Origin of the sequence: Pseudoalteromonas sp. PAR1, from assembly GCF_947311895.1 — a bacterium.
Classification (GTDB): Bacteria; Pseudomonadota; Gammaproteobacteria; order Enterobacterales; family Alteromonadaceae; genus Pseudoalteromonas; species Pseudoalteromonas lipolytica_C.
Genome location: NZ_CAMZMY010000005.1, coordinates 163,283 through 181,909 on the forward strand (window position 1 = coordinate 163,283; position 18,627 = coordinate 181,909).

General features: G+C 41.9%; 16 protein-coding genes and 1 tRNA gene. 11 read left to right on the forward strand and 6 right to left on the reverse strand.

What is annotated here, in order from left to right; translation table 11 throughout:
- Nucleotides 1–4: 4 nt before the first annotated feature.
- Together QL229_RS05915 and pepA are read right to left on the reverse strand one after the other, a co-directional pair.
- Complete coding sequence (locus tag QL229_RS05915; RefSeq protein ID WP_281546555.1) at nt 5–451, reverse strand: DNA polymerase III subunit chi; 447 nt, start codon at nt 449–451, stop codon at nt 5–7.
- A 114-nt stretch (nt 452–565) separates the two neighbouring features.
- Nucleotides 566–2,080, reverse strand: a complete 1,515-nt coding sequence (pepA, locus tag QL229_RS05920; RefSeq protein ID WP_135923634.1) for a leucyl aminopeptidase — start codon at nt 2,078–2,080, stop codon at nt 566–568.
- Between the two features lie 322 nt (nt 2,081–2,402).
- Here pepA and lptF point away from each other — a divergent pair, with 322 nt between their 5' ends.
- Complete coding sequence (lptF, locus tag QL229_RS05925) at nt 2,403–3,515, forward strand: LPS export ABC transporter permease LptF (RefSeq protein ID WP_281546556.1); 1,113 nt, start codon at nt 2,403–2,405, stop codon at nt 3,513–3,515.
- Nucleotides 3,512–4,579 carry an LPS export ABC transporter permease LptG gene (gene lptG / locus QL229_RS05930; protein ID WP_135923636.1) on the forward strand — a complete coding sequence of 356 codons (1,068 nt, stop codon included), beginning with the start codon at nt 3,512–3,514 and terminating at the stop codon, nt 4,577–4,579. The genes lptF and lptG overlap by 4 nt, the downstream gene beginning before the upstream one ends.
- Nucleotides 4,580–4,645: 66 nt before the next feature.
- On the opposite strand, the gene QL229_RS05935 is transcribed toward lptG, so the two are convergent.
- Entirely contained in the window at nt 4,646–5,146 is a 501-nt protein-coding gene (locus tag QL229_RS05935; protein WP_199526116.1) for an RDD family protein, read from the reverse strand.
- A gap of 140 nt (nt 5,147–5,286) precedes the next feature.
- Here QL229_RS05935 and QL229_RS05940 point away from each other — a divergent pair, with 140 nt between their 5' ends.
- The 6 genes from QL229_RS05940 to QL229_RS05965 all read left to right on the forward strand — a co-directional run bounded on the left by QL229_RS05940 (nt 5,287) and on the right by QL229_RS05965 (nt 11,519).
- Nucleotides 5,287–6,708: an acyl-CoA dehydrogenase family protein gene (locus QL229_RS05940; RefSeq protein ID WP_281546557.1), complete on the forward strand. Its 1,422-nt coding sequence runs from the start codon at nt 5,287–5,289 to the stop codon at nt 6,706–6,708.
- Complete coding sequence (locus QL229_RS05945) at nt 6,653–6,940, forward strand: hypothetical protein (protein ID WP_281546558.1); 288 nt, start codon at nt 6,653–6,655, stop codon at nt 6,938–6,940. The genes QL229_RS05940 and QL229_RS05945 overlap by 56 nt, the downstream gene beginning before the upstream one ends.
- 176 nt (nt 6,941–7,116) lie before the next feature.
- Nucleotides 7,117–7,201 (forward strand) — tRNA-Leu (locus QL229_RS05950).
- A gap of 674 nt (nt 7,202–7,875) precedes the next feature.
- Entirely contained in the window at nt 7,876–10,047 is a 2,172-nt protein-coding gene (locus QL229_RS05955; RefSeq protein ID WP_281546559.1) for a GGDEF domain-containing phosphodiesterase, read from the forward strand.
- 46 nt (nt 10,048–10,093) lie between these two features.
- A complete protein-coding gene (locus tag QL229_RS05960; protein ID WP_281546560.1) occupies nt 10,094–11,107 on the forward strand; it encodes a fatty acid desaturase in 1,014 nt (337 codons plus the stop codon).
- A gap of 1 nt (nt 11,108) precedes the next feature.
- A complete protein-coding gene (locus QL229_RS05965; RefSeq protein ID WP_281546561.1) occupies nt 11,109–11,519 on the forward strand; it encodes a GFA family protein in 411 nt (136 codons plus the stop codon).
- A gap of 14 nt (nt 11,520–11,533) precedes the next feature.
- On the opposite strand, the gene QL229_RS05970 is transcribed toward QL229_RS05965, so the two are convergent.
- Nucleotides 11,534–12,718 (reverse strand): MFS transporter, encoded by a 1,185-nt coding sequence (locus QL229_RS05970; RefSeq protein ID WP_281546562.1) that lies wholly within the window; start codon nt 12,716–12,718, stop codon nt 11,534–11,536.
- Between the two features lie 96 nt (nt 12,719–12,814).
- The gene (locus QL229_RS05975) at nt 12,815–14,872 is read right to left on the reverse strand and encodes a TonB-dependent receptor (RefSeq protein ID WP_281546563.1); all 2,058 of its coding nucleotides are present in this window, start codon (nt 14,870–14,872) and stop codon (nt 12,815–12,817) included.
- A 346-nt stretch (nt 14,873–15,218) separates the two neighbouring features.
- On the opposite strand from QL229_RS05975, the gene QL229_RS05980 reads away from it, so the two are divergent.
- The 3 genes from QL229_RS05980 (at nt 15,219) to QL229_RS05990 (ending at nt 17,162) form a co-directional block, all read left to right on the forward strand.
- Nucleotides 15,219–15,656 (forward strand): hypothetical protein, encoded by a 438-nt coding sequence (locus QL229_RS05980; RefSeq protein ID WP_135923644.1) that lies wholly within the window; start codon nt 15,219–15,221, stop codon nt 15,654–15,656.
- 100 nt (nt 15,657–15,756) lie between these two features.
- Entirely contained in the window at nt 15,757–16,071 is a 315-nt protein-coding gene (locus tag QL229_RS05985; RefSeq protein ID WP_281546564.1) for a hypothetical protein, read from the forward strand.
- Between the two features lie 17 nt (nt 16,072–16,088).
- A complete protein-coding gene (locus tag QL229_RS05990; RefSeq protein ID WP_281546565.1) occupies nt 16,089–17,162 on the forward strand; it encodes an endonuclease/exonuclease/phosphatase family protein in 1,074 nt (357 codons plus the stop codon).
- Nucleotides 17,163–17,208: 46 nt separating this feature from the next.
- On the opposite strand, the gene QL229_RS05995 is transcribed toward QL229_RS05990, so the two are convergent.
- Complete coding sequence (locus tag QL229_RS05995) at nt 17,209–18,585, reverse strand: NAD-dependent succinate-semialdehyde dehydrogenase (protein ID WP_281546566.1); 1,377 nt, start codon at nt 18,583–18,585, stop codon at nt 17,209–17,211.
- Nucleotides 18,586–18,627: the final 42 nt, after the last annotated feature.

An 18,627-nucleotide genomic window follows, 5' to 3' on the forward strand; every position in this document is an offset into this window, starting at 1 on the left:
ATGCTTAAATGTCAATTTCTTGCGTTGCAATATGAGCGCCCAGTTGGCGAAGCTTTTTAAACCGCTCACGGGCGGCTTGCTTAGCGTTTGGCTCAATGGGTACAAAGTCAAAAACTTGCTGAAAACGGCGAATAAAATCCGGCAGGTGTTCAGCTAAGTTGATTAATATTTTTCTGTTGCCGACGGGCGGAGTCATACCAATTTCAACCGGTGCGCCACCTTTAGGGCCTTCACCTTGTAGGTTGTGTGGTACAAAACTATCTGGTTCAAATGACCAAATGATGTCGTCGATTGTGTGGGCCATGTCAGTGTTATCGGCGTAAATAAATACGCGATGACCAAGACGATACTGTTCAGCAGCAATTTTTGCCGCGAGATCGAAACGTGCGTCAGTTAATTGCTGGGCATTATCATCTTGTTTTAGAACGTAAAATTGTGCGTTCATACTCATTGTGACGGGCGTCCCCACAGATACACAGATCAAAGCAGGGATTTTGACATAGAACGCGTATTGCTTCAATTAATAAGGCGCCATTTGGCGCCTTATTTAGCTATGTTTAGCTTGTTAGTCGTGATTGGCTTCGTTTACGCCTGCACGGTTAAGTAAATATTGTGTCAGCATTGGGACCGGACGGCCTGTAGCGCCTTTATTTTTACCGCCACTACGCCACGCTGTGCCTGCAATATCTAAATGAGCCCAATTATATTTTTTGGTAAATTTAGACAAGAAGCACGCTGCAGTAATCGTACCTGCTGCACGGCCACCTAAGTTGGTGAAATCAGCAAATGGGCTTTCAAGTTGCTCTTGGTAGTCATCCCACAGTGGCAATTGCCATGCGCGGTCACCACTTTGCTCAGACGCTTTAAGTAAATCATGAGCAAGTGGGTTATGGTTTGATAGTAAACCCGTAGCATGAGAGCCCAGCGCAATAATACACGCACCAGTTAGTGTCGCTACGTCGACAACAGTATCTGGTTCAAAACGCTCAACATACGTTAATGCATCACACAATACTAACCGGCCTTCTGCATCGGTATTTAACACTTCAACAGTTTGACCTGACATGGTTGTTAAAATATCACCCGGGCGATAAGCGTTTGAGCCAGGCATATTTTCACATCCGGCAAGTACACCAACCACATTAATAGGTAACTGCATTTGTACCAAGGCGCGCATAGCACCGATAACACCTGCAGCACCACCCATGTCGTACTTCATTTCATCCATGGCTTCGCCTGGCTTGATTGAAATACCGCCTGAGTCAAAGGTCAAACCTTTACCAACCAAGACGATTGGCGCTTGATCTTTGTCGCCACCTTGATAGTTGATCACAGACATTACTGACTCATTAGCACTACCTCGGCCAACCGCTAGGTATGAATTCATGCCCAGCTCAGCCATTTTTTCTTCGCCAATAATTTCAACAGTTACGTTGTCAAAGTTTTCTGCAAGCTCCTTTGCTTGCTCACCTAAGTAAGCAGGGTTACAGATGTTTGGTGGCATATTGGCAACATCTTTACATAACTTGCTACCCGCAGCGATGGCTAAACCATGCTCAATTGCACTTTCGCCAATCGTTAGCTCGCGACGTGTTGGTACGTTGAAAACAATTTTACGAAGCGGGCGACGTGGATCGCTCTTTTTGCTTTTAAGCTGATTAAATGTGTATAAACAGTCTTGTGTCGTTTCGACTGCTTGGCGGACTTTCCAGTAGGTGTCACGACTTTTAACATGTTGCTCAGTTAAAAAGCACACAGCTTCCATTGAACCAGTTTCGTTTAGCGTGTTAATCGTTTTTGAGATGATTTGTTTGTATTGTTTGTCATCAAGCTCACGCTCTTTACCACAACCAACTAACAGTACGCGCTCGCTCAGTACATTGGGAACGTGGTGTAATAACAATACTTGACCAGGTTTTCCTTCAAGATCACCGCGGCGAAGTAAGTTTGAGATATAACCGTCACTTATTTTATCTAGCTGTTCACCAATGGGCGATAAACGACGTGGCTCATAAACGCCAACTACAATACATGCGCTACGTTGTTTTTCTGGACTACCACTTTTTACGCTAAATTCCATTGTTACTCCTGATGTTGAGTCTAAATACCTTCGTAAAATAAGGGTAAGAAATTCTTTTTGAGCTGTTTCTTACATTTTTTAGTTTATAAGCACTAATGTTAGTACATAAACTGTGACTCTATTTATGTGTTTTTGAACTTTATCTTAATGTGAATATCAATATCACATAATAGAGGCCATCTGTACCATTTAAGCAAGATTATATGTTCTTGCTAGGTATGATATTTAACTTTGATGGCATATAATAAAGTGAGTAAAATAACTAGTTTACTCAAAATTCCTTACTATTCCAGTGAAACTCGATGTTTAACAGGGGCGAGCATTGCTAATTTTTCGTTATTTGACCACTGAAGTCTTAAAGTCGCAGGTCGCCGTATTTTTAACTTTGATGACTATTTTCGTGTCTCAAAAGTTTGTTGTTATTTTAGGAGACGCCTCTGAAGGGGGGCTTCCTGCTAAGCTTGTGCTTTCGATGATTGCACTAAAACTACCTCAACTTGCTTCACTTATTCTGCCTTTAAGTATCTTCTTGGGTATTATCTTGGCGTACAGTCGCATTTATGCTGACAGCGAAATGACAGTTTTCAGAGCGTGTGGTGTGAGTGAGTGGTACGTGGTTCGAGTGACGCTTATTTCAAGCACTGCGATGGCCGTATTAGCAGGGGCGCTTACACTCTATATCGCGCCATGGGCCAGTGAGCAAGAATATCAATTAAAAGAGCAAGCTAAAGCTGACGCTGGCTTGTCGGCTTTACGTGCCGGACGTTTTCAGCAAACCGGGAACGAAAAAGCGGTTGTGTTTATTCATAATATTGAAAATGGCGGCAAAGAGCTTCACAAAGTATTTGTTGCCCAGTTGCTAGACCAAGAGAAAGGTGACTTAGCCCGTTTAGTATATGCTGAGCGTGGGGTGGTGATTGAACAAGAAAATGGTGAGCAACAACTTGTTTTAAACGACGGTAAACGTTACGAAACCGATGGCGAAACAGCTGCCCTTAACTTAACCGAATTCGATGGCTATAGTGTGCAAATCCAAGATCAAGAAATTGAGCATCAGCGCCGTAAATTAGAAGCTGTACCAACATTTGATCTGTTTAAAATGAAAACCACTGAAGCAATTGCGCAGTTGCAATGGCGTTTAGCTATTCCGCTTTCAATTCCATTATTAACTTTATTAGCAGTGCCTTTAAGTGTGGTAAATCCGCGCCAAGGTAAATTTGCTAAATTAGTGCCTGCAATCAGCTTATATTTAGGGTATTTCATATTACTGAATGCCGCTAAGTTTGCTGTTGAAGATGGCAAAATTCCGCCTTCAATTGGCTTGTGGTGGATCCATTTATCAGCCTTGTTTATTGGTGGGTTCTTGATTATTAAAGGTCGTCCGCTCGGTGCGTGGTTAAAAGCAGTAGTGACTAAGCGGGAGTTAAGCGCATGATGAAAACACTCGACTGGTATTTAGGTCGCAGCATAATTCAAACAACCGGTTTTGCCTTAATGGTATTGGTGGGTATTAGCACCCTAATAAAGTTTATTGAGCAGTTAAAATCGGTTGGTCGTGGTAGCTATGATATTGCAACAGCCCTCATTTACACACTGTATAGTATGCCAGGCGATTTAGTTATTTTCTTTCCTATGGCTGCGCTAATTGGTGGCTTAACGGGACTTGGTGCGCTGGCCTCAAACAGTGAGCTGGTAGTCATGCAAGCGGCGGGGATGTCAAGGCTGCAAATTATTGTTTCAGTAATGAAAACCGCTATGTTTATGGCTATTTGTATGATGGCACTAGGTGAGTGGGGTGCACCAGAAGCACAGCTCAAGGCAAAAGATATCCGTAACCAAGCGATTTATGGCGGGGATGTTTTTAATGCCAAACAAGGGGTGTGGGCAAAAGATGGTAACAACTTCATAAATATCGAAGATGTTGATCAACAAGGCATACTTCGCGGTGTACACATGTATCATTTTGATAAGTCACTGCAATTAACACAAATTACGAAAGCTGAAGAAGCACTCAACCGCAAGGATGGCTGGTTACTTCGCGATGTTAATAAGGTAATGATTACACCTGAACAGATCACTACCGAGCAACAAGGTGAAGAGTTTTACAGCTCCCAACTTACCGCCGAAAAGCTAGGGGTTGTATCAGTAAAACCTGAGGCTTTATCGTTCACTGGATTATGGTCTTATTTAAGCTATTTGAAACAGAATGAGCAAGATACGAGCACCTATGAATTAGCATTGTGGCGTAAGATTATGCAGCCTATATCGATAGCCGTGATGTTATTAGTGGCATTATCATTCATATTTGGACCACTTCGTACCGTGACAATGGGCGCACGTATTATTATGGGCGTGATCACAGGTATCACTTTTCACCTAACCAATGAGATTTTTGGTCCTGTGGTTATGGTGTATCAAATTCCAGCCGTGGTAGGGGCTGTATTGCCAAGTGTTTTATTTATTGGCTTTGCTACTTACTTATTGAATAAACGGGTGTAATGCTCGTTTTAAGACACAAAAAAAGCGTGGTTTTGAGCCACGCTTTTTTTGTGCTTGATTTGTTGCTTAATCAAGTGAGCGATAAATACGTTTATTTTCTTCTTTGGTTAAGGTGATAACTTCTGTTTTTGCGATGTAATCTTGCAAAGCGCGCTTATTTTTAAAATCAACCAACACCACTAGATTCCCTAAACCTAATAGCGCAGTAATCGCTCTGATAGCACCTTGATGCCAACTAATTAAGCGACCATCGAGGGTTTGCACCTTCAAACGCCATGCACGCATACCAATAGTTTGGCCACTTTTAGCCCAAAAATAGCTAAAGAAACTAATACTCACCACTACCAATAACGCACTACGAATCCCATACAGTAATGGCGAATTTTGAATGAATGCCGATACATCTTCGGCGTTGCCAATGCTAAGTACGTCTAATGAAATTAGCCCCTGAACAGCTAATAAATACAGTACAGTTGTCAGCATCGCAAAAGCAATTACAACTAAGGTATCGTAAATTAAAGAGGCAAAACGGCGCCAGAAACCGGCACGTGGAAACTCAGCTGACATAAACTATCTCATCCAATTAAATTGCGCAGTAGTTTAGCAAAGTACTTAGCAAACAAGAAATACTTAGCGAAGCTTTAGCGCGTCGACAAACAGGTCTGACCTGCTAAAGTAAAGAAAATAATAAAAATGAGTACACAACTATGGCTGTTTCTCAAAGTGAAACCCATCAGGTATTTAATCAACCTAAACCGCTTGAAAACTACAACGCCTATGAGGCTGACAGCGTGCTTCAGTATTGGCAAAACTGTTTTGCAGGGCAATGGGGGGCTGCACATTTAACGGCGTTTGGAGAGCAAGTGGGCGGCACATTATTGCGTGCTGGGTTCTTAGCAAATAAACACTTGCCAGAACTAAATACACATAGCCGCTTTGGCGATCGCATAGACCAAGTTGATTATCATCCAAGTTATCATCAGCTGATGCAGCATGCCATAGAGCAAGGGCACTGCGCATTGCCTTGGCAACAAAAAAAGGCTGGTAGTCATGTTGTAAGAGCAGCGATGGCGGTGCTCCACAATCATGCTGATCCGGGCTCCGGCTGCCCATTAACCATGACCTTTGCCAGTGTGCCTGCAATAGCCAGTCAAAAAAATGTAGCGGCTATGTGGCTACCTAAAATACTGGCAAATCATTACGATTCAGATAATAAACCTTGGTACGAAAAAAAGGGTGTCACCATAGGTATGGCGATGACCGAAAAACAAGGTGGCTCTGATGTTAGAGCTAATACCACCAAAGCCGACGCCATCAATGAGAGTGGTGCTGGGCAATTATATGCTTTAACTGGGCATAAATGGTTTTGCTCAGCGCCCATGAGTGATGCATTCTTAGTGCTCGCTAATACCGATAACAAGCAATTATCTTGCTTTTTAGTGCCTCGCTGGCTCGAAACTGGCGAGAAAAATGCCATGTATATTCAGCGCTTAAAAAATAAGTTAGGTAATCAATCAAATGCGAGTTCTGAAATTGAATTTAGAGGTGCGCATGGCTGGTTACTCGGGGAGCCAGGAAGAGGTATTGCTACAATCATTCAAATGGTTGCTCTAACTCGTTACGACTGCATACTAGGCTCAAGTTCGTTGATGTTACAAGCAGTAAAAGAAGCAATATGGCATACATCTGGGCGCAGTGTATTTGGGAAAAATCTGCATCAACAGCCACTGATGCTCAATGTGCTGGCTGATTTAGCTATTGAAGCAGAAGCTGCACTTGCGATTTCAATGCGTATTGCTCATGCCCTTGATAATCAAGATGATAGCAATGAAGTGGCATTGATACGCAGTGCCACGGCAATCGGTAAATATTGGATTTGTAAGCGGGCAGTGCAGCACACTTATGAGGCTATGGAATGTATTGGTGGTGTGGGTTATGTTCAAGACAACATTACCAGCCGACTTTATAAAGAAGCACCAGTTAACTCTATTTGGGAAGGCTCTGGTAATGTGCAGTGCCTTGATCTTTTGCGCGTGTTTAGCCGTGAACCTGAATCACTTGAGGTGCTTATCAATGAGCTTGAAAAAGCGCGCAGTTTGCACCCTGATTATTGCGATAAAACTCGATGAACTTAAAGAAATACTCACAGATACCGCAAACTTCGAAATGCATGCTCGGCGCATAATTGAAAGGCTGGCACAGCTTTGGCAAGCAGCAACGCTATTGCAATTTGGCGAACCGTTTATAGCAGATGCGTTTGTGAAAAGCCGATTAACCGGTGTGGGGTTTAGTCAATATGGTTGCCTTAGTTGTGATATTGATTGTCAGGCCATTGTTTCGAGAATGATGCCAAAACTCTAAAGTTAACAACTTGTTTAATAATTGTTCGGTTGAGTAGCCGCTGCGCACAAAAGGCTTGCTGCCTTACCCATTCTTTGTATAATGCTTGGCATAGAGACAAAAGCAGTTTAAAAAGTTTTTGCTCTAAAGTGGTTTTTCTTTATCTTCTCGTGTTTAGAAGGTTAAAGAAAAATGAAGCCAGTATGATGGAATTGGTAGACATGACGGATTCAAAATCCGTTGCCTTCGGGCGTGGCGGTTCAAGTCCGCCTACTGGTACCACTTTTGAACCCTAGCCAATTGGTTAGGGTTTTTTTATGCCTGAAAAGTAGTTAGCGGACTTGAGCGCCACGCGGGGCGTGGCACTGAAGTAAGTAAAAGTCCGCCTACTGGTACCACTTTTTAACCCTAGCCAATTGGTTAGGGTTTTTTTATGTCTGAAAAAGTCTTTATCGGACTTGAGCGCCACGCGGGGCGTGGCACTGGAGTAAGTAAAAGTCCGCCTACTGGTACCACTTTTATGACCCCAGCAGTTTTGCTGGGGTTTTTTTATGCCTGAAAAGTAGTTAGCGGACTTGAGCGTCATGTGGGGCAAGCTATCTTCAGCAATCCAGTTCGAAAAGGTACTTTTGTGCCTAACCAAGCAATACCTAACCATACACAAAACAATCAAGGCTAAAGCTATTCCTTCGGGGAACTTTGTCTAGTGCTTGCAATTCGTTATAAAGTATCCATTCAGCCACTATTAAAGCAACTTTTGTTCTATTTATAAGCGGTCAAGTTCGAACTATGCTTAATTATTAAATAACCCCGAAAAATGTGTGCTTTTTTGCTCGCAATGTCACCATTTTAGACTAGTGTCCGATGGTGTTTAGAACAATCTTATAATACAATTTGTGGTCTAAGTATAAGTGAAGTCAATCACTTAGTGCATTGAATCGGTAGGGTGGCATCGCGTGGGTACATACGACTTAAAACGTATTGTTGAAAGTATATCTAATCTTAAAAGTGAAAACTTTTATAATGCAATATGCCTTTCCTTGTCTGAAGTACTTGGTGCCTCTTATGTTTTTTTAGCTCAAGTTGATGAGTCAACGTTACATGCGACGACCATTGCTTTGGCTGCGCATGACGAAATTGTTGAAAACATCAGCTACGATATCCGCTATACCCCCTGTAACGATGTAAAATGCGGCAGTATTTCTAGTTATAGTGCTGGTGTTCAGCAGCTATTTCCAAACGATCAGATGCTCGTTGACATGGGAGTTGAAGCTTATGTAGGGGTACCTCTACAAAGCGTGTCTGGCAAAACTAATACTATTCTTGTCGCGCTATTTCAGCATGAAATAAACGACGCGATGCAAATAGAATCGTTTTTCTCATTATTTACCGGCCTTATTCAACGTGAAATTGAGAAAGACCGCTTTATTGCTAAACTCGATTTTGCAAATCAACTTATAGAACAAAGCCACGAAGCAATTTTTATTTGCGACCACAATGTACATATTACCTACGCGAATACCGCATTTACGAAAATGACGGGCTACTCGTTGGATGAAGTTTTAGGGCAAAACCCAAAAATTTTAAGCTCAAACAAATATGATCCTCACTTTTACAAAGCAATGTGGCACCAAATTAATACTGAGGGTAAGTGGTCCGGTGAAATCACTAACAAGACTAAACAAGGTACGCTGTATACACAATTTTTATCTATAACCAAAATGCAAAATAATGGTGAAGATTGTTATGTGGCGTTTATTCTTGATATCACTGAGAAGAAAGAAGCAGAACAGAAAATCTACTTTCATGCGAATCATGACCAACTTACCGGTTTAACCAATCGCTTTTATTTTAAAGAGTACTTGTGCCAGCTTGTGTCGTCGCTGTCCTATCAAGACGATGCGGATACCAATTTAGCTGTAATTTACTTTGATATCGACAAGTTCCAAGATATTAACACGGTATACGGCTTAACATTTGGTGATAGGGTTTTATGTAAGTTAGCAGAGCGACTTGAACGCCATTTTAAAGAATGTGCCTTTTCGCGAATAGATGGCGATAGTTTTGCTATCTTGCAGACCTATCAGCACACGAGTGAACTTGAACATGTATGTAAACAGGTTACTACGTTATTGCTTGAGCCTTTTTCAATTGGTGGTATCAATCAACAAATATCAGTTACATTGGGTATTAGCAGATTAGAACAAACCAGTGATACAACATCGCAACATAAAATAGAAAAAATTGCTCGTCGTTTAATAAGGCAAGCAGAGCTGGCTACATTAAATGCAAAGCAAGTTGCAGAAGAGTACTTATTTTTCTGTAAAGATATGGATATTAAGGTTAAAAAGCATAACCTATTAGTTGAGCAATTAACGCAAGCGGTTAAAAATAACGAGTTAGAGGTGTATTTTCAGCCGATTATTGATGTTGAAAATAACACGGTTGCTAAATTCGAAAGTTTGGTGCGTTGGAATAATCAAGGGCAATGGGTATCACCTGTTGAGTTTATTCCGTTAGCTGAAGAGTCTCGAGTGATTATACCTCTCGGTGAACTTGTGTTGATTAAAACCTGTCAGCAAATAAAAGCGTTAGAAGCAGAAGGTTATGAAAACTTTGTTTTTAACGTGAATCGCTCTTTATTTGAGTTTACTGAGTTTAACCCTGAGCGTAATACATGGCTTGAAATCATTAAAAAACAGGGTGTTAAACCATCAAAAATTTCATTTGAGTTAACTGAAAGTGTGCTAGCGCCAGAAAATACAAACCATCTCGATGTATTAAAGCAGTTGAAGCAAGCAGGGTGTTTAATTTCATTAGATGATTTTGGTACCGGTTACTCGTCTCTTAGTTATTTGCGCCGCTTCCCGGTTGATGTACTTAAGCTTGATAAGTCATTTATTGATGAAGTGCATGTTGATTTAGGTGACGAAGCGCTGGTTAAATCGATTATTCAAATGAGTCGTGTATTAGGTATTAAAGTCGTTGCAGAAGGAGTTGAAGAGCGCGAGCAATTGGCTGTGCTAACCGAAGCCGGTTGTGACTATATACAAGGCTATTACTTTTCTAAACCATTGCCAGCAAATGATGTAATTCCATTTTTAACGCAATTTTCTCGAGAGCAATAGGTAATTACTGTATGATTTTGACATCAAACAGTTAGCAAAGCTTGTGATGTCAGAATTAACCGCAAAGCAAAACATAAAGGCGATTGTTACAGCCATTAAGGCCGAAGAGCAATCGCTTAGATCGCATTACCCTATTCTTAACCAGCAAAACACCATTGCGATGGTTATTTTACTAATGTCGTTAAGCGCACTGATTGGCGTTGCGACACTTTATTACCTAGCTATTATACCTGCATGGCTGTGTATCATTCTGGCTGCTTTTATTACCTCGATATCCCATGAGCTAGAGCATGACCTGATCCACAAGCAGTATTTTAGTAATCGCCCTTATATTCATAACCTAATGATGTTAACCGTGTGGCTTATGCGACCCAATACGGTTAACCCTTGGTATCGCAGAAAAATTCATTTACATCACCATAAAGTATCCGGCACCTCACAAGATTTAGAAGAGCGCTTAGTGGGCAATGGCATTAAATCGCCATTTTTAAGAGCCTTGGTCATTACTGATGGTCTGCTAGGTTTATTAATCAATACCAAGCGATTTAATAAAGAAATTAGTGGTTTTAAGTTTTTACGCGTGTTTAATGCGGGCTTTCCGATTACAACCGCGTACTTTGCGATTCTTTATGGGGTAATTGCTTATTACGCTGTGCAGTTTGTACAGCCATTTACATTGCCAACATGGGGAGCTGAATTACTGGCGATGGCAGAGTTTTTAATGGTGGTACTTATTGTGCCTAATATGATTCGTTCGAGCTCTCTTAACTTAGTGACATCTTCCATGCATTATTATGGCGGTGTAAATAACTTGCTTGAGCAAACGCATGTGGTCACCAGTCGCTGGTTTTTACCATTTCAGTTATTTTGTTTTGATTTTGGCCGCACGCATACAATCCATCATTTTGTGCCGAATCAGCCCTTTTACATTAGGCAATTGATCAGCAAAAAAATACATCCTATTATGGCCCAGCATGGGGTACGTTTTAATGACTTACAAAGCTTAAAACATGCCAATCACTACCCAGTAAAAGAGCAGTCATCTCAACAAGGAGTTTAATATGAAGGTTACCGGTCGTTGTCATTGTGGTGAGGTAACTTACCATGCAGAAGTTGATGAAAATAAAGTGATTAACTGTCACTGCACTGACTGCCAAATTATCTCGGGTGCGCCTTTTCGCACGGTTGTGGTGTCTGTGCCAGATGGGGTTACCTTCACAGGTGCTCCACCAAAAGAATATATAAAAATCGCTGAGAGTGGTAATCAACGTGCGCAAGGATTTTGTGGTAACTGTGGTACAGCCTTGTATGCTACTTCTGTAGGGGCTGGTGAGCGTATTTATGGCTTACGAATTGGCGCTGTAGAGCAAGCTGATGAGCTTATCCCTAAAGCCCATATTTGGTATCGTTCACATAAACCTTGGCTCGATAACCTAAGTGATATGAGTGCCTTTGAAACCGCACCTAAATAAGTGCGGTTTCATTTTTATTGTTGCTCGATAGTGATATTTCGGCCACTTAAGTAACCAAACAATGCACACAGTAGGCTTGATGCAATACACAGCCAAAGTGCTCCTGCCCAGTTATTAAAATAGCTATGTAAGGACCCCGCAATAATAGGGCCCGTTGCAGCTAGTAAATACCCGATGCATTGTGCCATACCTGATAATGCCGCGGCTTGCATTGAGTCATGAGTTCGCAAACTTACAAATGATAAGCCTAAGATAAAACACGCACCTGAGCAAAAACCTAGCGTGATCGACCAGAGTGTCGCAAAACTAGGTGCAACTAATAACCCGACTGAACAAAGCGCACCAAGTAACGCCAGGCTTAGGGTTAAGATGCGTTGATCTTTTAATTTGGCAAGTAGTGGAATAAGCACAATACCCGGCAGTGCCGAGGCAACTTGAAAGGCGCCTTGCAAAGCACCTGCATGCTGAGCGCTATGGCCACCTTCTATAAGTATACTGGGTAGCCAACCTAGCATGATATAAGTGAAAAATGAGTTGAAACCGAGCAGCAAAGTGATTTGCCAAGCAAGTGCTGAGTGCCAAATTTTGCTTTGTGTGCTACCAGGTACATGAGACTGTTTTGGCATGGTATGTTGCTTAAGTTGCGGTAACCACACCACTATTGCCAGTACAACCAATAAGCCATAACTTGCGAGTGCCAATTGCCAGCCAAGTTCTTTATATTCTGCCAGCGGAATGATGAGTGCTGAATAGCTGCCACCAAATATGCCCATTGCTAAAACATAACTAGATGTCATCACTGCCACTTTATGTGGAAAGTCTCTTTTTATCAGGCTTGGCAATAGCACATTACCAATCGCGATACCTACGCCAATCACTGCGGTGCCAATAAATAGCACAGTGGCAGAATCAATAACACGAGATACAACCCCTATGCCTATTAGTACAAGAGCAATAAATAGCGATACTTCAAGGCCGCACTTTTTAGCAAGACTTGCCGCCATAGGCGAGGCAATAGCAAACGCGATTAAAGGTAGAGTCGTCAACATACCGGCTTGCGATGCATTTAACTTAAATTGTTCAATGATCTGTTCAAGTACTGGTGCGATGCCAGTGATCGGTGCTCTTAAACTGGCTGCAATAAGAAAAATGCCCAGCACTAAAACAAGGTTACGAAATAAGTTTTGAGATGATGTCACGCTGTTTAGAAATCATAGCAAGAGGTACATTTATCATACCAAAACACTAAACAGCGTGGGTGAACTATGAGATAGCTCACCAAAAAATGCGGTTACTTAAAACTGATAACTTACTGATAACATGGCATTGCGCGGTCTACCCGGAAAGTAGCGGTCGCCACTAAATGTGGTGTAGTCAGCACGCTCAGCATAATGCTCATCGGTTAAATTGTTCACTCGTGCAGTGACCGTAAAGTTAGCTGTTAATTGCCACGCCGCTCTTAAGTTAACTAACGAGTGGCCTTCGTAACTATGCAGGTTTTCAGGATCAGTAAAGTAACTGCTGGTGGTATGTAGCTCAAGACCAACACGCGTTATGTCGTTTGCTTGCCAAAGTAGCTGTAAGTTTGCGATGTTACGTGGTGCAGTATCGATGAGATTGCCATTAATATTAACCCCGCCAAGTAATTGATCGTAACTGTAAGTGTGTTTGGCGTGGCTCGCTGCTAACTGCATCGATAAGCTTGGTGTAATGGCATAGGCCAACTCAAGCTCAACACCGCGATGCTGGGTTTGACCATCATTGACGTAATAAAAGTCACTGTCGCGGAAAATAGTATTCTCTTTATTCATTGCATAAATGCTAACTACATAATGCAGCTGTGCTTGTTGACCTTTTAAACCAAGCTCTAGGTTTTTAGCTATTTCGGATTTAAGATCTGCGACATTCTGTTCGCGCTGTAACTGATAAAGCTCTGCCGCTTGCGGTGCTCGATAACCTTCAGAAGCATTGGCATAGATAAACTGATTATCAGCATATTGATAGCTTAAACCAAGCTTAGGCGAGAAGTTAGTAAAGCTATTTACGCCGCTTTCTGGTCGAGAATAGCGACACCCACCCATTGCGCATGCTGTGCCATCGTCTTTTGTGCGACCAGCCAACATTTGGTTGTCGTAGTCATAACGGATACGCTCGTATCGACCACCAAGACTGATGAGTAACTCATCAAGTTGCCAATCAAGGTTAACAAATGGTGCCAATAGGGTACTTGTTACTTGATAGTCATAATGTTTGCCTTGTGGCACGGTGGCGACTAAAAACGCTGAGCCTTGAGTGGGGCCGTCTTGATATTGTAAAAAATCAGCATCAGTAAGCTCACCATCAAAACCAACAGTTAACAGGCTAGAAGCGGTCAACTTATGCTGCCAGCTTGATTGTAGGCCAATACCTTGCTGAGCATTTTCTTCAAGGGGAGTACCCGGTAAAAAATGCTTAAAGAAGGTCATGCTTTGGTCGCGGATATAAGGCGTTAGGGTAAAGCTGTTAGCCTCATCTTGTGTCCAATCTAGCTTTGTCCAAACACGCAAAGAGCGGGCCTTACGAAATGCATCAGGATCAAAGTTAGACTGTGCTATTTGCTCATCCTTATAGCTTTCAAAGCCCTCGATGTAGCCAGCCGTTTGCTGATCTAAATGGGTATAAGTAAGGCCTGTACTTACACTTAGTTTTTCGCCATCAAAACGGTGACGTAGCGAGAGCTTTTCTTGATCAACACTTTCGTCATCGCGATAACCCGTATCTCGGGTGATCGTGGCATTAATGCCTAAACCTTGCTTGCCAAAGTCACGACCCGTACCTAGTTTATAGCGGGTATAGCCAAACGAACCGTAATCAAAACCAAGTTGGTTGTGGTCATAGGTTGTATCTGGGGTGATCACGTTGACCACACCATGCACTGCGTTTGAACCATAAAGAGCAGAGCCCGGACCTTTCAGTACTTCGATACGTTCAGCCATTTCAGTGTGGGCTTCGAATAATTCATTGATGTTGCAAAAGCCAGCTGCGCGAAGTGGAATACCATCTTCAGCAGTAAGTAAACCACCGCAAGCACCGGCACCTGATAGCACAGGCGAACGTAAGGCGGGTAAATACTCTTGGCCGTTACCATGTTGAAGATTAGCACCGGCAACTTGCTTTAGGGCTTGTTCAATATGGGTTGGAGCGATAAGCGTCAGTTGCTTTTGTGAAATACTACTAACCACAACAGGCAGTGGATCTGCCAATACCTCGCTGCGCGAGGCGGTTGTTGTAATATGTTCTAGCTCATTATTAGCAATCGCTTGCTGATTAATTAATGAGGTGCTCACAAGCACTGAGAGTATCGACAACTTCATGAAAAGCCTTTGGTTAGGTACAACAAAAATCAAAGGGTAACTGCTTTTTAGGATGGGTAAAAGCTTTCGCGATTAATAACTTTTTACGTTGTGTTTATGACGCTAAAAATTCGCACTTTAAATCAGCATGAAAAGTACTGCCCTATTTTCGGTAATTAGCGTTGTAAAAAGTCAAAATCGAGTCATAAAATTGGCTATGATGACCAAAGAAGTTTAAAGAAATGTAAAGATTGGCTTTCTAATATTTTGATATGTAAACAATTATGTTTTTAAATTGTAACCCTTCATCTATGATTCAGCCACAAACGTTAGGCTTTCAATATGAGCAAAGTTGAGGGTCTCAATTATGAATAAATTACTAACTATCTCTGTTGCTGTTTTGGGTCTAAGCTTTATTCCGATGGAAGCATACGCAAAACATGACCGTGACCATGATAGATATGAGCGCAAACATGAGCGTAAAAAGCATCATAAACATAAGAAGCATCACAAGCATCACCATCATCATGACAGATATGATCGCCACGATAGGTATGACCGTTATAGCTACCGTGATTTACCACCCGGTTTATACAAAAAAGTAGGACATGGTGGTGGTTTACCACCAGGTTGGTATAAACGTCTTCACCACGGTGACATCCTGGACCGTGATATTTATCGACATGGGCGTGTAATTAAGCGCCGTGATCGAAATGGTATTATTGCCATCGAAATCGATGACCGCCTGATTCATTTAGTACATGATACGCGAGAGATATTATCAATCGTTACTCGTCATCGTTAATCCTGTAAGAAGCCGCTAATGCGGCTTTTTTTGGTTATTTCATACCTTGTTCAGGAAAACTTGCTACGCTTAAAAGTGTATATAAAAAAGGAGTATTTGCATGAAAGCATTATTAACGTTTGCTGTGTTGGGATTAAGTCTAGCCACAACAGGTGTATTGGCAAAAGATAAGGACAAAGACAAAGGAAAGAGTCTTCCACCGGGTCTAGAGAAAAAGCTAGATAACGGTGGTGATTTACCTCCAGGTTGGCAGAAAAAACTTCGTAAGGGCGACATTCTCGATCGTGATATTTACCGCCGCGGTAAAATAATTAACTCGCGTGATCGCGATGGATTAATTTCTATTGAGGTAGACAATACTGTTGTTCGTTTAGTTGAAGACACTCGCGAAATTGTATCAATATTGAGTCGCTAGTTTTGCTACAAAGCTGTATGACTTATGGATTGAGTATACTGCTAGCTCTGCTGCTGGTGGTCTCAATCCTGCCATTTTCATACTCCCAACATTATTTAATTCGTAGTTGTGACTTTGTACGTTTGCAAGTGGTTTACCTTGCAGGAATGTGTTTAGTTGCATCATGTTATTTAATCAGTCGAACGGAGTCATTGCTTTTTATTGGTTTTGCTCTGGCTAGTATCCTAGTTCTACTACTGCAAGTTGGTTGGATTTACCCTTACACAAGGTTGGCTAATAAAGAAGTTGCCTCGAGCAATAAAGATGATAAGCACAGTATTCGTATTATGTCGGCAAATGTACTGATGTCGAACACTGAATATGACAAACTCATAGGTTTAGTTAAAACGCACCAACCAGACCTATTCATAACCTTAGAGTCTGATCAAACTTGGCAAAATAAACTGAGCAGTTTAGAACAAGAGTACCCATATCGAGTGTACTGCCCTAAAGATAATCGCTATGGCATGCACTTATACAGTAAGTTTAAAATTAAACAACAACAAGTGTGTGAGCTTATCGAAAGCGAAATTCCCTCAATTCATATTTTCTTTGAAGACGCTGATGGTGTTGAAATGCAAGGACACTTTATTCATCCTGCTCCTCCGAGTCCCACAGAAGAAGACAGTTCACGACCCCGTGATACTGAGCTGATTATTTTAGCGAAAGCACTTAAAAACAGGCTGCGACCTTGTATCGTTGCCGGTGATCTAAATGATGTTGCATGGTCGCGTAGTACCCGCTTGTTTATGCGTATCAGTGGTTTGTTAGACCCACGTAAAGGGAGAGGTTTTTTTAATACCTTTCATGCCAGTTATTTCTTTATGCGCTGGCCACTAGATCACCTTTTTCATAGTAATGAGTTTAGTGTGAAACGCATTGAGCGGTTGGCAAAATATGGTTCTGATCATTTTGCGCTTCTTACTGAGCTTGTTTATAACCCAGATTCTGACAATCAAAAACAGCAAGAGCAAATAGATAAAGAAAAAGCGGTGGATGAGTTAAAAATGCCAACAGTGTCAAAGCAACAGGTGCCAATGTTTGAAGAATGATAATGATTAGGTATTTAAAAGGGCTCCGTAGAGCCCTTTTTTGTGTTTAGTCGTTGACCATAATGGTTTTGATATTAACAAATTCTCGTAGCCCAAAGCCGCCATGTTCACGGCCATAGCCACTGTCTTTTACACCACCAAATGGCAGGTTTGGCTGGGCTAGCCCATAGCCGTTGATATTCACCATGCCGGTATCAAAGTGGTGCTTTGCAAGCTCAATGGCAGCTTGCTCGTCTTTTGAGAAAATACCGCCGCCAAGACCATAGCGCGAGTCATTAGCAATTTGCATTGCCTCATCATTATCTTTTGCTCTGATAAGCGATGCTACAGGGCCAAATAATTCATCATCATAGGCGGGCATGCCCGGTTTGATATTCTCAAGTAGCGTTGGGCTGTAATAGCACCCCGAGTGTTCTGGAATATAGCCACCAGTAAGCACTTTTGCGCCGGCTTCTACCGATTCAGTTACTTGTTGATGTAGTTTATCGCGTAGATCTTTACGAGCCATTGGACCAAGCGTGGTTTTTTCATCATTCGGATCGCCAAGAACGACTTGCTCAAATTGCTCTTTAATTAAAGCTTTAAAATCATTGTATAAGGCATCAACCACAATAAAGCGTTTTGCGGCAACACAGGTTTGGCCGTTATTAATTAAACGTCCTTGAGTACATGCCGTGATCGCTGTGTTTAAGTCTGCATCATCAAGCACGACGTAGGCATCATTACTGCCAAGTTCCAATACGGTTTTCTTGACCTGTTTACCCGCACGCTCAGCGACCTTTTTACCGGTTTCGTCACTGCCAGTAAATGTGACACCGCGAATAGCTTTATGCTCAATCAATTCACTTGCTGTACTGCCACCGATAAGTAGGTTCTTAAAGCAATAGTCTGGAAAACCTGCTTGCGAAAACAGTTGCTCAATCTTTTCGGCCATGCCAAATACATTACCTGCGTGTTTAAGAACCGTGGTATTGCCCGCCATAATGTTAGCGCTAGCATAGCGAATGACTTGGTAAAGTGGGAAATTCCAAGGTTGAATACCTAAAATAACACCAATTGGCTGATAGCTGATAATTGCGCGGCCATTTTGCATATCGCGGCTTTCATCAGCAAGAACTGTAGGTCCTTGTTCAGCAGTGTAGCGACAAATTGCAGCACACAGCTCAACTTCTTGAAGGCCTTGTTGATATAACTTGCCCATTTCATCGGTCATCAATTGAGCTAATTCTTGTTTATTAGACTCAATAACCTCAGCAAGTTGATTGAGGAGTGTTGCACGTTGTTCGAGTGTGGTATCACGCCATGATAAAAATGCCTGATGACACTTGTCGACTTCTGCATTGGCTTCTTGCAATGACATTAAACTATAGGTTTCTAGGGGTTGTTCATTGGTTGGATTGATTGTAGTTACAGTATCAGTCATTATTACCTCCTTTAAAATGTAATGTGTAACCTGCAAAGGTAA

What these genes read in the sequence shown, in the direction of transcription:
- QL229_RS05915 (WP_281546555.1), bottom strand. Translation starts at nt 451, where the DNA reads ATGAGTATGAACGCACAATTTTACGTTCTAAAACAAGATGATAATGCC.
- pepA (WP_135923634.1), bottom strand. Translation starts at nt 2,080, where the DNA reads ATGGAATTTAGCGTAAAAAGTGGTAGTCCAGAAAAACAACGTAGCGCA.
- lptG (WP_135923636.1), top strand. Translation starts at nt 3,512, where the DNA reads ATGATGAAAACACTCGACTGGTATTTAGGTCGCAGCATAATTCAAACA.
- QL229_RS05935 (WP_199526116.1), bottom strand. Translation starts at nt 5,146, where the DNA reads ATGTCAGCTGAGTTTCCACGTGCCGGTTTCTGGCGCCGTTTTGCCTCT.
- QL229_RS05940 (WP_281546557.1), top strand. Translation starts at nt 5,287, where the DNA reads ATGGCTGTTTCTCAAAGTGAAACCCATCAGGTATTTAATCAACCTAAA.
- QL229_RS05945 (WP_281546558.1), top strand. Translation starts at nt 6,653, where the DNA reads ATGAGCTTGAAAAAGCGCGCAGTTTGCACCCTGATTATTGCGATAAAA.
- QL229_RS05960 (WP_281546560.1), top strand. Translation starts at nt 10,094, where the DNA reads ATGTCAGAATTAACCGCAAAGCAAAACATAAAGGCGATTGTTACAGCC.
- QL229_RS05965 (WP_281546561.1), top strand. Translation starts at nt 11,109, where the DNA reads ATGAAGGTTACCGGTCGTTGTCATTGTGGTGAGGTAACTTACCATGCA.
- QL229_RS05975 (WP_281546563.1), bottom strand. Translation starts at nt 14,872, where the DNA reads ATGAAGTTGTCGATACTCTCAGTGCTTGTGAGCACCTCATTAATTAAT.
- QL229_RS05980 (WP_135923644.1), top strand. Translation starts at nt 15,219, where the DNA reads ATGAATAAATTACTAACTATCTCTGTTGCTGTTTTGGGTCTAAGCTTT.
- QL229_RS05985 (WP_281546564.1), top strand. Translation starts at nt 15,757, where the DNA reads ATGAAAGCATTATTAACGTTTGCTGTGTTGGGATTAAGTCTAGCCACA.
- QL229_RS05990 (WP_281546565.1), top strand. Translation starts at nt 16,089, where the DNA reads ATGACTTATGGATTGAGTATACTGCTAGCTCTGCTGCTGGTGGTCTCA.
- QL229_RS05995 (WP_281546566.1), bottom strand. Translation starts at nt 18,585, where the DNA reads ATGACTGATACTGTAACTACAATCAATCCAACCAATGAACAACCCCTA.